The sequence below is a fragment of the Parapedobacter sp. GCM10030251 genome, from assembly GCF_042666505.1.
Taxonomy (GTDB): Bacteria; Bacteroidota; Bacteroidia; order Sphingobacteriales; family Sphingobacteriaceae; genus Parapedobacter.
The window spans coordinates 63,396-79,110 of sequence record NZ_JBHTDN010000010.1; the positions used below are offsets into that span (position 1 = coordinate 63,396).

Annotated in this window: 12 protein-coding genes; 7 read left to right on the plus strand and 5 right to left on the minus strand. The window is 50.8% G+C overall.

Translation table 11 applies throughout. The annotated features are described in order from the left end of the window. Nucleotide 1: 1 nt before the first annotated feature. Complete coding sequence (locus tag ACFQRK_RS20355; protein WP_379009963.1) at nt 2–493, minus strand: hypothetical protein; 492 nt, start codon at nt 491–493, stop codon at nt 2–4. After that, nucleotides 490–963, minus strand: coding sequence for a DUF4293 domain-containing protein (locus ACFQRK_RS20360; RefSeq protein WP_379009964.1), 474 nt, complete (start codon nt 961–963; stop codon nt 490–492). The genes ACFQRK_RS20355 and ACFQRK_RS20360 overlap by 4 nt, the downstream gene beginning before the upstream one ends. A 217-nt stretch (nt 964–1,180) precedes the next feature. On the opposite strand from ACFQRK_RS20360, the gene ACFQRK_RS20365 reads away from it, so the two are divergent. From ACFQRK_RS20365 to aat, 3 genes are all read left to right on the plus strand, one after another. Further along, the gene (locus ACFQRK_RS20365) at nt 1,181–2,647 is read left to right on the plus strand and encodes a Na+/H+ antiporter (RefSeq protein ID WP_379009965.1); all 1,467 of its coding nucleotides are present in this window, start codon (nt 1,181–1,183) and stop codon (nt 2,645–2,647) included. 76 nt (nt 2,648–2,723) lie between these two features. After that, nucleotides 2,724–3,095 (plus strand): 30S ribosome-binding factor RbfA, encoded by a 372-nt coding sequence (rbfA, locus tag ACFQRK_RS20370; protein WP_379009967.1) that lies wholly within the window; start codon nt 2,724–2,726, stop codon nt 3,093–3,095. A gap of 5 nt (nt 3,096–3,100) precedes the next feature. Then, nucleotides 3,101–3,736 carry a leucyl/phenylalanyl-tRNA--protein transferase gene (gene aat, locus ACFQRK_RS20375; RefSeq protein WP_379009969.1) on the plus strand — a complete coding sequence of 212 codons (636 nt, stop codon included), beginning with the start codon at nt 3,101–3,103 and terminating at the stop codon, nt 3,734–3,736. A gap of 6 nt (nt 3,737–3,742) precedes the next feature. On the opposite strand, the gene ACFQRK_RS20380 is transcribed toward aat, so the two are convergent. The 3 genes from ACFQRK_RS20380 to ACFQRK_RS20390 are packed head-to-tail and all read right to left on the minus strand — an operon-like array spanning nt 3,743 to nt 6,391. After that, nucleotides 3,743–5,017: an alpha-hydroxy-acid oxidizing protein gene (locus ACFQRK_RS20380; protein WP_379009971.1), complete on the minus strand. Its 1,275-nt coding sequence runs from the start codon at nt 5,015–5,017 to the stop codon at nt 3,743–3,745. A 41-nt stretch (nt 5,018–5,058) separates the two neighbouring features. Then, nucleotides 5,059–5,811, minus strand: coding sequence for a segregation and condensation protein A (locus ACFQRK_RS20385; RefSeq protein WP_379009972.1), 753 nt, complete (start codon nt 5,809–5,811; stop codon nt 5,059–5,061). Nucleotides 5,812–5,830: 19 nt separating this feature from the next. Next, on the minus strand, nt 5,831–6,391 hold the full coding sequence (locus tag ACFQRK_RS20390) for a DUF5683 domain-containing protein (protein WP_379009973.1): 561 nt from the start codon (nt 6,389–6,391) through the stop codon (nt 5,831–5,833). Between the two features lie 270 nt (nt 6,392–6,661). Here ACFQRK_RS20390 and dxs point away from each other — a divergent pair, with 270 nt between their 5' ends. The 4 genes from dxs to ACFQRK_RS20410 all read left to right on the plus strand — a co-directional run bounded on the left by dxs (nt 6,662) and on the right by ACFQRK_RS20410 (nt 15,672). Beyond that, the gene (gene dxs, locus ACFQRK_RS20395) at nt 6,662–8,590 is read left to right on the plus strand and encodes a 1-deoxy-D-xylulose-5-phosphate synthase (RefSeq protein ID WP_379009974.1); all 1,929 of its coding nucleotides are present in this window, start codon (nt 6,662–6,664) and stop codon (nt 8,588–8,590) included. A gap of 16 nt (nt 8,591–8,606) precedes the next feature. Then, a complete protein-coding gene (locus ACFQRK_RS20400) occupies nt 8,607–9,740 on the plus strand; it encodes an acyloxyacyl hydrolase (RefSeq protein WP_379009976.1) in 1,134 nt (377 codons plus the stop codon). Nucleotides 9,741–9,827: 87 nt separating this feature from the next. Then, on the plus strand, nt 9,828–11,468 hold the full coding sequence (gene pafA, locus ACFQRK_RS20405; protein WP_379009978.1) for an alkaline phosphatase PafA: 1,641 nt from the start codon (nt 9,828–9,830) through the stop codon (nt 11,466–11,468). A gap of 82 nt (nt 11,469–11,550) precedes the next feature. Beyond that, nucleotides 11,551–15,672: a two-component regulator propeller domain-containing protein gene (locus ACFQRK_RS20410; RefSeq protein ID WP_379009979.1), complete on the plus strand. Its 4,122-nt coding sequence runs from the start codon at nt 11,551–11,553 to the stop codon at nt 15,670–15,672. Nucleotides 15,673–15,715 lie beyond the last annotated feature (43 nt).

The window sequence follows — 15,715 nt, forward strand, 5'->3', positions numbered from 1 at the left end:
TTTATTCTTCCTTCGCGGATGCTCCGATATAGGCATCCAGAAACCTGCCTTCTTCCCGGCTATCTTCGAACACTATTTTCATTACCTGAATGGCTTCTACCTGGGGTGGAATTGCCTCCGCGGTAACGGTCAGCTTCACGGGTACCTTGGGCTGTAACAGGTAGTGCAGGTAGTTTTGTTTGCCCTCGAAACGCATGAGCACGCGTCCTAACGCAATCGACGAAAAGTAATAGGCATTCCGTGCATTGTCTACCAGCTGCATTCCATAAACATTGATTTTCAGTTCACGCGGTTTGTCTTTCAGGCTGGTAAGTGTTAATGTCACGGTTGCGGTATGGGTAGCAGTGTCAATGAGGAACTGTTCGGCTTCAAACCGGATATCGTCCAGGATCACCACGCTGGAATCCTGCCCCGTGACTTTCGTGGGCCTACTCTGCGCCGACGCAACCCAGAGAGGAAGCATCCACATTCCGATCAATAAGAACCGTTTCATCTTAGTCGATCTGCCGATTTAATCAATTTTTCATCTTTCCGAATGCCACCCATGGCCATAAACAGGAAAATAATGCTGATGGGCAGCAGAAAAAAACCCACGCCGATGTTCCGGGCCGAAAGAAACTGATTCGCCTCCGTCAAAGCCGCGCTCGCAGCCCCATACAGCCAGGCACCGAATAACAAAATAAGCACAATTTCCAGTACAATCAATTGAATTTGCTGCTTGCGGTTCCGGAACTTAAAGAGGATATAAAGGGGAATTATCCCCAATAGAACAGCAGCAATGGTTTGCAGAATAAAAAACTCTTCACGTATCACCTGCCCGCCCATGCCATGATATACCCCGGTTATCTTCAGCGCTTTGCCCACTCCGCTGACGTCCGAATACTGGAGATAAGGAAAAAGGAATAACGCAAACAGCGTGGCCGAAGCCAAAAATAACCAAATACTTTGGATACGTTGAATCATAACATTCTTGATTTACTGGAAGGCAAACTTAGCCAAACTTGCCTATAAATACAACAGCGGAAAAATGTACTTTTACTTCCATGATTGAACATCAACTGCTGCTCGTCCTTGCGCTTTTTTTTGCCATGGCACTGCTATACCTCCTCAGTCAGCGGATCAACATATCGTATCCGATATTTTAGTCATCGGCGGACTAGGAATCAGTTTTATCCCGGGAGTGCCCAATATTACGGTCGATCCGGACCTCATCTTACTTATCTTCTTGCCCCCGCTCTTGTTTGAGGCGGCCTGGTATACATCGTGGAATAATTTTTGGCGTTGGAGACGGTCCATTCTGATGATGGGCTTTGGGCTGGTGTTTTTCACCTCCTTGGCGATTGCCTATTTTTCGGTCAACATCATCCCCGGTTTCACGCTGGCATTGGGCTTTTTGTTGGGTGGAATCATCTCACCTCCTGATGCCGTCGCTGCGACGTCGGTTCTCAAAGGGGTTAGCATGCCCCGTAGGGGACTTACCATCCTGGAAGGCGAAAGCCTTATCAATGACGCAGCCTCACTGACGATTTTCCGTTTTGCCGTGGCAACGATACTTACCGGTCAATTCGTTCTCCAGGAGGCTGTCACCGACTTCTTTGTCTTGGCTGTGATGGGCGTGTTTGTCGGGTTAGTCATCGGCCATCTTCTCTACCTTATTCTTCGCTATTGGGCCAAGTCCTCCAGCATTACGACGCCAATCACGCTGATTGCGCCCTACATTATGTACGTGGTGGCCGAAGAGCTGGAATGGTCCGGAGTACTCGCAGTGGTCAGCGGTGGACTATTCCTATCCTTCCGATCCAAGGACTACCTCAACTACCACACGCGTATGCAAACCAAGGAGGTCTGGGAAACCGTGGGCTTTCTGCTCAATGGGTTTGTCTTTATTCTCATTGGATTGGAACTGCCGGTCATTGTCGAAGGCTTGGGTAACTACTCACTGGAAGAAGCCATACGGTATAGTCTATTGATATCGGCTATGGTCATCGTCATCCGGATTGTCCTTGTATACATCACAGCATTCGTTCCCCGATGGCTGAGCCCACGGGTAAGAGCAAAGGAACGTAGCCCGGGATGGAAACTGCCTTTTATCATCGGCTGGGCCGGCATGCGCGGAGTCGTATCGTTGGCTTCAGCGCTTGCGATTCCGCTAGCACTCCAAAATGGAGATGCCTTTCCCCAGCGCAACCTCATCTTATTCATCACCTTTGTGGTAATTTTGATTACGCTCGTTTTTCAGGGACTTACATTGCCTATCTTTCTCCGCCTGCTGAAAGTCGAGGAAATCGATGACATAGTACCTATCGAAGAACAGATGGAATCTATCCGGTTGCGACTGGCCAAAGATGCGATCGCACATCTGGACAGCAAATACCAAGAAGAAATGGCGGCGTATGAGACCATAGCACGGATCAAAGAGCAATTTGTTAGGAGCGTCCAAGCTACTGAACTAGCCCTTAATGAAGACGGCAAAAAAGAAGAGATTACTTCCGTAAGGAAATTGCAGAAGAAAATCGCATTGGAGCTGATCGAGTTAAGGCGCGCGGCATTACATCATATCGGCGAAGAAAAAAGGTATGACGACGAGGTCATCCGCGATCTGGAGCATAATCTGGACCTCGAAGAAGCCCGGTTGAACAAACAGTAGCCCGGTATCATTAAAAATCCGTACCTTTGTAATTGAGTATTGTTCACCTCTTTTTTAACAGATAGCACCTACAACCATGAGCACAGAAAGTAAAAGACAGCAGCGGTTTGCTGGCGTCATCCAGCAGGACTTGGGGGAGCTCTTCCAACGGGAGGGCGGCGCATGGGCTCCTGGAGCCTTCATTACCGTTACCCGTGTACGGGTCACTCCCGACCTCGCCATCGCGCGGGTCTATCTGAGTTTCCTCAATACCAAGCAGGCAAAGGAAGACATGGCAAATATCAAATCCCACGCCAGTGAAATCCGCTACAAGTTGGGAGCCCGCATCAAAAATCAGGCGCGCATTGTTCCCAATCTCGAGTTTTTCCTTGACGATACCAACGAATATGTGGAGCACATGGATAAACTCTTTGATGAGATAAGCAAAGAACCAAGGCAACCGGAATAAGCCGGATGATCTTCCGATTGGACGAGCACGATCTCTGTTTCCCAAGCCCGGCGCTTGCCGAGCCGGATGGATTGCTGGCCATTGGTGGTGACCTGCGTCCTGAGCGCCTGCTGGAAGCCTATCGCCAGGGTATTTTCCCTTGGTATAGCAATGATACCCCTATCCTTTGGTATTCACCGCACGAGCGGTTTGTTCTCTTTCCTGAGGAGTTAAAAATCAGCAAAAGCATGCGGCAAGTATTGCGATCGGGTCGGTTTACGGTCACTGTTGACCATGCTTTCGATCAAGTAATTTCGGCCTGTGCCGTGCAACCCCGAGTCGGCCAGAATGGCACGTGGATCACTGCTGATATGCAAGAAGCATACATGCGGCTCCACGCCCTGGGTCATGCGCATTCTGTCGAAACGTGGCGCAACGGCAAACTGGTGGGCGGGCTCTACGGTGTGGCTGTGGGCGGGGTGTTCTGTGGTGAAAGCATGTTTAGTCGCGAGGCCAACGCCTCCAAAACAGCGCTGGCGGCACTTTGCCAATCCAATACCTACCGGTTGATTGACTGTCAGGTGTATACCGACCATCTGGCCACCTTGGGTGCCCGGATGGTATCACGAGCGATTTATATGTCGCTACTCATCCAAACCTAAGCGCCCTTACGTGCGCAATACCATATCCGTATCGATTTCACTCACCTTTGAGCAGCCGGCTAAGCGCGCCGTGAGTTCAAAATCATTGAGCAGGTTTTGTATAACAGTCTCCACGCCTTGCTGCCCGGCTATCGCCAGACCGTAAGCATAAGGTCTCCCCAACAGCACCGCGTCAGCACCAAGGGCCAGCGCCTTGAATAGATCGCTGCCGCTACGGATACCGCTGTCAAGAAGCACCGGATAAGGTTTGGAGACCGCTTTTCGGATAGCCGCCAAGGCATCGAGGGCGGGTATCGCGCCGTCCACCTGCCTTCCGCCATGGTTAGACACGACGATGCCATCGGCTCCTGCATCCACGGCCTTATGGGCATCATCTGCACGCAAGATCCCTTTGATGAGAATAGGTAGCGTGGTTTGCTGACGCAGCCAACGAACCTGCTCCCAACTCAATGCAGGATTGGAATAAATATTAACAAACAAACGCACCGCTTCCAACGGCGTCTTGCGAAGGAGGTTTTTAAAAATTCCGCCCGGATAATTCGCCTTGAGCCGCAGCAAATTGCCGATCGTATGCAAGGTCACCCCAGGTCTGGGTGTTCCCGATATTGCGGCGCCTTCTCCTTTGTCGAGCAGCGCTGTAAATACCGGATCGGAAGTATACTGTGCTATTCCCATACCCCGCAAAAAGGGTAAATAGCCTAATTTCAGATCGCGGTTACGCCATCCCAGCAAGGTGGTATCGACCGTGAGAACGATCGCGCCGCAACCGCAAGCCTCGGCCCGCCGTACCAACGAAAGCACCAGCTCATCCGACTTACTCCAATAAAGCTGGAACCAACGCTGTGCAGGGCCCATGTCTTGTGCGCAAATCTCCATCGGTGTACCCGCTTGGTTAGAGAAGATAAAGGGAACTCCTACATTCCGGCAGGCCCGGGCTACTACACGATCCGCCTCGGGGCAGACCAGATCGAGGACCCCGATGGGGGCCAGCAATAAGGGAAACACCAAATTTTGTCCAAATAACTGGGTCGAAAAATCAATCGATGCATCGCCCCGCATTACATGGGGCAAGATGGCGACTTTTGAAAACGCATCCCGATTGGCGGCCATCGTTAGCTCGTCACCCGCCCCTCCCGCTAGATATGCCCATGCTTGCTTGGATAAGCGTTTTTTTGCCGCCTCGCGCAGTTCGTTCGCGTGAAAGGGCACCACGGCACGCCTCCCCGACATGCCCGTTAAGAAAATGGCCTTCTGCCGTCGCGTAGCTTCGATATAGCCCATCTGTCCACCTTCGGTTTAACTGGACTTAAAGGTAGGCAAATTCATGAGGTTTTCCGCTCAGATACCCAAAAATTATTGAAGCCCAACCCGCTCTGCAATTCCAAAAGCTGCTGTTGGAGCATTTCCAGAATGGCTAGGAAGTTGTAAACAAACTGCACCTTATTTTCGGAATTTTTAACGATGGTGCCGAAATCGAGCTTTTTATTGATGGCCACCAACGAGGCAATTGCCTTTTTTTGCTGTTCGATCGTATAAGGGTATTTGACCACCGTGTGCCGTACTTCATTATTCCGTGAGGTGTAGTTGTACATCAGTTTCTCATACACCAGCATCAGCTTGTACAGGTCGAAGGTCGTCAACTCCTCTCCTTGGCCCGCATGTTCGCCTGCCCGGTGCAGATCAGCGGCAATATTGCCCCGCTTGAACTGCATGAGCCGCTGTTCTTCGAGCAAACGCAGTTCTTCCGAGATTTCCTTGAACTGTTTATAAAGCACCAGCTTCTGCACCAGGTCTTGCTTGGGGTCGATTTCATTACCTTCCTCGTCCAATTCCGGCCGGGGCAACAGCATCTTGGCCTTAATACGCATCAATGTGGCTGCGACAAATATAAATTCGCTGGCCAGCTCGATATTAAGTGCCTGCATATGCAGGATGTAATCTAAGAAATCGTTGGTAATCTTGGCAATGGGGATGTCGTGTATATTCAATTCATCGCGTTCGATGAAAAAAAGCAACAAATCAAACGGCCCCTCAAATTGCGGCAGCTTTATTTCATATCCTTCAACTTCCGTCATACGGTCCCAAAGATAAGAACTAGGGCAACATTACTGCAACCCGGAGTCCAACCGCCGTTTGGTTCCATACCGATTGGGTTGCCGGTGATATGCGGACCGAAACATCGTTGTCGACATTCCACTTGTATTTAAACATGGAATGGACATACGCTTCTACTGCGTTCAATGCATACCAACCCACGGTGGTTAACATCATCAGGTCCCTGTTACGCCGGTAGTAATCCTTTCCGTTGACGAAAGCCTGTGTCGTTTGTGCGTCTGCACGCGGATAGCGGGTGCCGACAGGGTAAGCGTCGTTGTATCTGATCCGATATCGTGCCTCGTCGAGGTACATCCGGTAGTAACCGTTATTTTGATTGACAGCCCATATCGCTGCGGCAAGCCCGCCATAGATTACAGGAACCTTCAGCCACCACAGCCCACCGTTCGTATATTGTCCCCAGCCCGGTAAAATCAATGACCGTTTCCAGGTTTTGGCAATTTTGATCTCGGTGATTTTCCGCGTGGAATCCTTGAAAACTTCATGCGTCATCAAACCGGTTTTCCCCGGTTGGGCAAACGCATGAGTTCCCGTCGTCATGACAACTGTTAACCCTAAAAAAACCGGTTTAAGAAAGAATGGCATAATCCTTGGTTTCATAACGATAAAATTGCATTAATTTTTATAAATAGGCAAGAGAAATCCCTTCCTTGATAGCTCAAAAATATTCAGGCAACCGGGCGAGCAACAATTTCTCAAATCGGTTGTTCCTAATTATGACTTGGCAATTATTAAGGGTGTAAGAAATTTACGACACGGGGTCTCAATAATTATTACTTAATTTGTATCGATTTTTCCAAACCGGGCGCTATGGAGATTGAAGCCGGAGAACTGCTTAAAAAAATAAACACCCCTGCGGACCTAAAACAGCTCAGCCAAGCCGAGTTGATTAGGTTGTGCAATGAATTGCGTCAATACATCATTGACACCGTCTCCGTACACGGGGGCCATTTTGCCGCGAGCTTGGGGGTTGTGGAATTGACCGTGGCGTTGCACTACGTTCTCAATACGCCCTACGATCAGCTGGTCTGGGATGTGGGGCATCAAGCTTACGGCCATAAAATTCTGACAGGCAGGCGTGAAGTATTCCATACAAATCGCGTATTGGGAGGCATCAGCGGATTTCCGAAACGGGGAGAGAGTGAATATGACACCTTTGGTGTGGGCCATTCTTCCACGTCCATTTCGGCGGCATTGGGTATGGCGGTGGCTTCCAACTATAAAGGGGAAACGGATCGGCAGCACGTGGCTGTTATCGGCGATGGCGCGATGACCGCAGGAATGGCTTTTGAAGCACTTAACCACGCCGGTATTGAGAAATCCAATCTGCTGGTTATCCTGAATGATAATTGCATGTCCATTGACCCGAATGTCGGTGCACTTAAGGATTACCTGACGAGCATTACCACTTCAAGGTCGTGGAACCGCTTCCGGGATGACATTGCCCATGTACTTACCAAAATCTCTGAAATAGGTCCCGATGCCTTGGGCATCGCCAAAAAGATCGAGAAGAGCATCAAAGGTACACTACTAAAAAACAGCAACCTATTTGAGTCACTCAATTTCCGCTATTTCGGCCCAGTAGACGGGCATGATGTCAAACGACTTATCCAGACCTTGGATGACCTTCGCGGCATTCCGGGGCCGAAACTCCTTCACTGCATCACCGTAAAAGGCAAAGGCTACGCACTGGCTGAAAAAGACCAGACCACTTGGCACGCTCCCGGTCTGTTTGACAAGATTACGGGCGAAATCAAGAAATCAAAGAGCGACAAACCCGTTGCGCCGAAATATCAGGATGTATTTGGTCATACGTTGGTGGAACTGGCGGAGAAAAATGACAAAATCATCGGTATCACACCCGCTATGCCGTCGGGATCTTCCATGAACATCATGATGAAAGCTATGCCAAATCGGGCTTTCGATGTGGGCATTGCCGAACAGCATGCGGTCACCTTTTCCGCAGGTTTAGCCACGCAAGGAATGGTGCCGTTTTGCAATATCTATTCCAGTTTCATGCAGCGAGCATACGACCAAGTGATACACGATGTAGCCATTCAGAATCTCCATGTGGTGTTTTGCCTGGATCGTGCCGGAATAGCCGGTGCCGATGGCCCGACACATCATGGCGCCTATGACCTGGCGTATATGCGGTGTGTCCCCAACTTGACGGTGGCCGCCCCGATGAACGAGGCAGAATTGCGCAATCTGATGTACACGGCACAGCAAGAAGGCATGGGTCCGTTCGTTATTCGGTATCCCCGTGGACAGGGCGTTATGCCCGATTGGAGAAGACCGCTTGACGCTATCGAGGTTGGCAAAGGCCGTAAAATATGCGACGGGGAAGAACTCGCCCTTATCAGCATTGGCCACATCGGCAACGAAGCGGTCAAAGCTTGCATCACGCTCAATCAAGAAGGTATATACCCGGCACATTATGATCTACGTTTCGTAAAACCGTTAGACGAAGATCTTTTGCATGAAATTTTCGGCAAATTCAAAAAAGTAATCACCATCGAGGACGGTTGTGTCCAAGGAGGGATGGGCAGTGCGGTTCTGGAATTCATGGCAGACCACGGCTATCAAGCTACTGTGGTGCGCTTGGGTATTCCGGACGCTGTCATTGAACACGGCGAGCAGCAAGAGCTTTGGGCGTTTTGTGGGTATGATAGCAAGGCCATTGCCCACACCGTTCGAAATATGGCAGTGAGCCGCAAAACAAACACAATGGTGAGTTAGAAACCATTTTACTACCATGAAAACCAATTACGGGGGGTACTTGCGATTCTCGGCGACCGCGATCCTTTGGTTGGCTTTATACCCGGTTCATCTTCGGGCACAGAAAACTTCGTCAATACACGCGATTTCGATTAAACCGACAGTTGGCGCCGATATGGCCCATGCGGTAAAAGGCCCGCGTAATTACCTATATGGATTTCATGTCGGTTACGATCGCGACTTATCTGGAAACAACCGACCTTGGGTAGACCTACTCAACGTCAAGGGGTTATCATTCGGATTTTTGTGGCATAACATGGCCCACATGCGGGAAATGATCGGTGGACAGTCGTACGCACATGGTATGGCTATTGGCATGCTAAGCGAAGTGGATTTCCAACTGGTACAAATTGGATCGCTGAAGTTTCTGTTTACGCCGGGCGTAGGTTTGACATACATTACCGAAACCATTGATACCCAGCCAGAGACCACTACAGTCGGGAGTCACCTGAACCTCGCACTGACCGCTGAGCTGGGACTTGAATTGCCGATAAATGACCGTACCAGCTTTTTGGCTGCGGCCAGCATACTCCACTATTCCAATGGTGGATTAAAAATCCCTAATGGCGGAATTAATACGGTCAATGGTTCAATCGGTATCAAAGCCTCGTTGGGCCATGCGCAGCCTGCAACATCGCCGATTGACCATAGCGATTTCCAACCGATAACCGACGGCAGCGCTGAACTCGTTGTCGGTGCAGGCCGAAGGGGTAAATATCGCACCGACGACGGCTTCTGGCGTACTGGGATTTATGGAGGTTACAATTATTTCTTGAACCAAGGTTTTGGTTTCAAAGCGGGTTTAGACCTCGTATATTACCACCAAGTATTCGATCTGGAAAACTTTGACGCAACCTTTCAGTATTATGGATCGTCGTACGACCGTATTCGCCTGGGGGCTAGCGCCGGTGCGGAGGTAAGACTGGGCCGCTTTGCCGTAAATGGAATGTTGGGCAAGTACCTCCATTACCGCAGTTTCCATGGCATCCAATGGTATTGGACGTCTGCGCTGCGCTACTACCTAACCCCGAATGTCGGGTTGCAAAGCACCCTTTATATGCACCGGATGCAGGCCGATTACCTTAACTGGGCACTGGTTTTCCGAATATAGCTGTATGCAACAGGCTTGTTACCTGTTGCTTTTTATTTCGTATCAGGATTTATTAACTTAGCCGCCCATACCCTAACAGTGAAATCAATGAAATTACGTATAGCAATTTTGGCCTTAGGCCTCTTTGCTTTGCATGCACAGGCACAGCAATCCGTTCCGCGCCCCAAACTGGTCGTCGGTATTATGGTCGATCAAATGCGTTGGGACTATCTTTACCGTTTTTATGACCGTTATGGCGAAGGCGGATTCAAACGCTTATTGAACGAAGGTTTTTCCTGTGAGAATACCTATATCCCCTATGTCCCTACGTATACAGCGATCGGCCATAGCTGCGTGTACACGGGCAGTGTCCCCGCCATTCATGGAATTGCAGGCAACGATTTCATCATCCAGCAAACGGGGCAGCGCATGTACTGCACCCAGGATGATAACGTAAACGGCGTTGGAACGGATCAGGCCGAAGGAAAGCAGTCGCCAAGAAATCTACTCGTATCGACCATTACCGACCAGCTCAAGCTGGCAACCAATTTCCGCGCTAAGGTCATTGGCATCGCCATTAAAGATCGTGGCGGCATCTTGCCTGCGGGGCATTTTGCTGATGCAGCGTATTGGTTTGAGGGAAAATCGGGTAATTGGATCTCGAGCACATTCTATATGCAGGAACTTCCCGGGTGGGTAAAAAAGTTCAATGCGCAGAAGCTGGCCGAAAAATACCTCCAACAGGATTGGAATACACTCTATCCGATCGAAACGTATACACAGAGTATCGAAGACGACAATGCTTACGAGGCGACTTATCGGGGTGAAGAGGCGCCGGTTTTTCCCAAAAAACTGCGCGCCTTGGTCAAAGATAATGGCTTGGGCCTGATCCGTACGACCCCTTTTGGCAATACGCTTACACTAGATTTGGCCAAGGCGGCCATCGACAACGAGCAGATGGGCCGGAATCCGGCAGGCTTTACGGACTTTCTAGCCGTTAGCCTTTCCTCCACAGACTACATCGGCCATCAGTTTTCGGTCAACGCCATTGAGATAGAGGACACTTACCTCCGGTTGGACAAGGAACTAGCTGCTTTCTTCTCCTACCTGGATGCACACGTGGGCAAAGACGATTATACGGTATTTCTTACCGCTGATCACGGAGCTTCCCACAACCCGCTATTTTTTATGGATAAGCGCGGTAATGCGGGTTATTTTGATGAGCGTAACGCCCTGACAGGCCTCAATGCCTTACTGGCCGAAAAATTCGGACCCGAAAAGATCGTCCGTAGCCTCATGAATTACCAGGTACACTTGGATTACGACGCCATTCAAGCGGCTGACCTGGATGAAGAAGACATCAAGGAAACGGCAATTAAATACCTCCGGACACTGGAGGGCGTAGCGTTTGTAACGGATATGGAAAAGGCAGGCTCGTCCAGTATTCCCGAACGCATCCGCGAGCGGATTGCGAACGGATACAATCCCAAACGAAGCGGTTGCATCCAAATCATCCTCGAGCCCCAATGGTACAGTGGATCGCCGCGGGCAAGAGGTACAACCCACGGCACCTGGGCTTCTTATGATGCGCATATTCCCTTCGTAATGATGGGCTGGGGGATTAAACACGGCAGTACCAACCGCGAAACTCACATGACCGATATTGCTCCTACTGTGGCCGCACTGCTCCATATCGAAGAACCGAACGGGAATATCGGGCAACCGGTAGTTGAACTATTGAATAAGTAGCAGTCGAGAAGCAAGCGTAGCGACCGGCTGAAGCGCGGAGCTTGTATACATGTGGATTTAGGAGGAATGTGTAACTTTGACTATGCATTTCCGTTGGATGGTAACCTTCGTCTTGGCTTACGTACTTGCTTTGGCAAGTTGGTTACCCAGCTATGCCCAGTCCAGTGAACCGGCGTACAGCTTATTGCAGCTGGACAACCGCTTTGGTCTGTCCAACAGTGCGGTTAACTGCCTGCTGCAAGACAGCGACGGAATGCTTTGGATCGGTACTTGGGATGGTCTTAATCGATATGATGGGCAGGAGTTTCACGTCTTCAATGTGGGCGGCAGCGATGTCCAACGAGGACTCATCAGCAACATTGTCCGGGGACTGCTCGAAGATCAGGATCATCGCATTTGGATCAGTACGGTCGAAGGCATTTCCCGTTATGATAAGGCAACCGGCACGTTCAGACATTATTTCTATGATGCAAGTCCGAAGCAGGGTATTGGCGAAAATGGCTTTAGCTTAATCGCCGATACGAGCGGTCACTTATTTGCCCGTACACCGACCGAGACATTGATGCGTTACGACGCCGCACGCGACACATTTGTGAACTGCTCGCTGCCCGGGGTTTCCGGCAGCCTTTCGGATTTCTGTGTCGACGCGGCCAATCGGCTCTGGATACGTTCGGAAGATGGCGAAATAGCCGCCTACCTGCCCACCCCTAGGGGCTTTCGTTTGGCCCGTCGCCTTGAAACAGCCGAAATATCTGTGTCAGGCCTGCACACAGCCAATGGCTTCTTATTTTTAAGCAGTTCTGAAGGTTCGCTTTTCCGAATCAATCCACGAACATTGGACCTGGAACAAATTGCCGACCTGGGAAGTGCCATGAGTGCCATCACATGGTATGGCGGTCGCTATTACATCGCGCTGGTTGCGCAAGGCTTACGGACATTCGATGCATCCTTTGCATCCCAGCCCCTGGCTATGGGCTTACAACCGCTGGAAGGGATGAAAATACGCGGATGGGCAGCATCCGGGCAGGAACCGCTGCTTTGGGTTGCGACCGACGGCAACGGCTTTGTACGGGTTTCACAGTACAATACGCCCTTCCGCACGTTATCTCCTTCCAACGCATCGTCTCGCCCCCCGGTACGGGCTTTTGCCGAGGTCGACGGGAATCTCTGGATAGGCACAAAGGGAGGTGGCATATCCGTCCTGTCCGACTTTGTTCCCCAAAACAGCGGCGAAGCCGCTTGGGACAACCGCCTGACCGAAAAGCTGGCCAACCGGGATGTATTCGCCATTGTGCGCGGCATACAGAGCGATCTCGTGTACATTGGTACAGACGGAAGTGGCCTCAGTATATACGACCGGCGCAGGAAACAATTAATCAACTGGACACAGCTGGATGGACATGCCGATTTTCCGCTATTTGGTTCGGTGTATGCCATTCTTGAAGATTCCGACGGCACACTTTGGGTGGGCACCAGCGGCTACGGGTTGCTGCATCTGCGGATTGTCCGGTCGGCACATGGCCGTCTCCGTGCGCAGTTCATCCAACAATACCGGTATCAAAACCCGGGTCAGGGATTGGCTAATGACATTGTCTATTCGTTGTGTTTCGGCCGGGGCAATCAACTTTGGGTAGCCTGTCGCTACGGAGGGTTATCGTTATTAGACAAAACAAGCGGCCGGATTACCAACTTCAAGGCTTTCACCTACGAAGGCAGCCTTAGCAACAACGACGTCCTCTCGCTTTACCGCGATACCCATGATCGCCTTTGGGTCGGTACCAGCTACGGATTGAATGGACTGTCACTTACCGAAGACATCGACCCCGAGCCGGTCTTTCAACGCATGACGTCGACCGAAGGGCTACCCAACAATACCATTCACGCTATCACCTCCGATGGGCTGGGCCAGATCTGGGTCAGTACTAACCGGGGGTTGGCCCGGATCGATCCCGCTAACGGCCAGGTTGTTCAGTTCCAGGAGAACGATGGCTTGCATCGGGCGGAATTCAGCGATGGTGCGGTATGGAAAGATCCACTTGGATTTCTTTACTTCGGCGGAATCTATGGCTTCAGCTATTTCCATCCCCAGCAGATCCCCCAGGATACCTTGCTTCCCAATGCAATCGTTCGGAGTCTGCGGCTCGGTAACCAAGGACTCGCCGACGGCCAATATTTCGTGTTGCACCCCAAAGAAGGGCTGGAACACCAATTTACATTATCGCGCAAAGACAATTATTTTTCGGCAGAAGTCCATGCCCTCAGTTATCTGTACGCGGACAGATGCCAGTTTGCGTGGATGCTGGAAGGGCACGATCAAACGTGGCAATACGACCGTTCAGACGGCCACCTCAGTTATAGCAACGTTCCACCGGGTACATACCGGTTGTTGATCAAGTGGTCCAATGGCAGTGGCATGTGGACCGAAGCTACGCCGGTAATGACCCTGCAAATAAATCCCTATTGGTGGCAGACCTGGCCCTTCCTGTTGACCGCCTTGTTTACGCTGGCTGGCTTTGCCTATTGGTGGTATCTAGGCCGAAAAAACAAACTCAACATCCGGCACCGGTTACAATTGGAGCAAAGCCTACGCGAAAAAGATGAAGCCCTGCACGAGAACCAACTGACCTTTTTCACCCACATCGCCCATGAGCTGCAGACACCGCTCACCCTGCTTGTGGGTGTGGCCGAACAGATGGAGAGCCTGCAGGGAGACCCGGCACCCCGTCCTACCAAGTCGCAGCCCTTGGTTGCACTGCTGAAACAACAAACTTCGCGGCTCACTTATCTGGTACACCAGCTGCTTGAATTTCGTAAGGCCCAGGCCGGACACCTCGCCGCCGATTACCAGCTACAGGATGTTTCAGCACTTCTGCTTCGGCTGGGGGAGGTATTCAGACCCTTAAGCGCACGGCAACAGAATACATACGAATTGCATATACCCGATGGCATGCAGTTCGCCGTGGATAATGACAAACTTGAAAAAATTGTTTTCAATCTCTTATCCAACGCTTTTAAACACGGCGGGATGTTTGAACACGTTACGTTCAACGCGCGTTGGGATACCCGTTTGTCGAGGTTACACCTGCAGGTTTCAAACTCGGGATGCCGCTTGGCGCCGGACGACAATGAGCGCATTTTCGAGCAATTCCAAAGCAGACGTTCCGGAGTTTCGGGCACCCATAGCACCGGCATTGGCTTGGCCTTTACCCGGGAGCTCGTCGGTGTACTGGGGGGCACGATCCGTGCCACCATCGAAGAAGGCTGGATCACCTTCGATGTCACACTGCCCATTCCCGCCAGCGAGCAATCACTCCTCGCGACTGCACCCCATCCGGCCATTGCGCCGATTTATACAGAAATGGCCACACCGGCTACCCACTCGCTCGATTCATCCGCCTACAATAAGGTGGCCTTGCTGGAAAAGCTCACCGAAGCCCATAAAAAATCCGTACTGGTAGTCGAGGACGAGCAAGACATTCGGTTCCTGATCCGAGAAGTACTTAAGGCACACTACATCGTTTACGAAGCCGCTGATGGCGTGGAAGCCATTGGCGTGCTCCAGCAACATCCGCCAGACCTGATTATCAGCGACGTAATGATGCCGGGCATGGATGGTCTTACCCTTTGTGACAAAGTAAAAAACGCGCCCGCTACCTGCCACATCCCCTTTATCATCCTTTCTGCAAAGGGTACGCTGGAACAGCGCAACGAAGGCTACCAGGTGGGTGCCGATGCTTATATCGCCAAGCCCTTCCATGCCAGCCATCTGCTGATCCGCGTGAAAAATCTTTTTGAGCAGCAAGCACGGCTACATAAACGATTCCGGCAAGCCGATTCCATCGAAGGAGTCATCCGTACCGGCAACCCCGAAGAAGAAAGCTTCCTAGAGCCATTGGTTGCTCAAATTATGAACCACCTCGAAGACCCCGAATTGAATGCCAGCGTATTAGAGCAAGCGTTGTCGATGAGCAAAATGCAGCTCTATCGGAAGCTCAAGACCATCAGCGGCATGACGCCTTCCGAATTTATCCGCCACATCCGGCTCAAGCAAGCCACGCAGCTTTTGGCCACCACTACGCTCACCGTCAACGAGATCTTTTATCAAACCGGATTCAACAATCAATCTTACTTCTTCCGCGAATTCAAGAAACATTACGGGTGTTCGCCGAACGAGTATCGATCTCGCATGCAGATTAATGCCTAATCCACTCATTTACAATTGATTTGTTAAGCTGTACATAAAATTG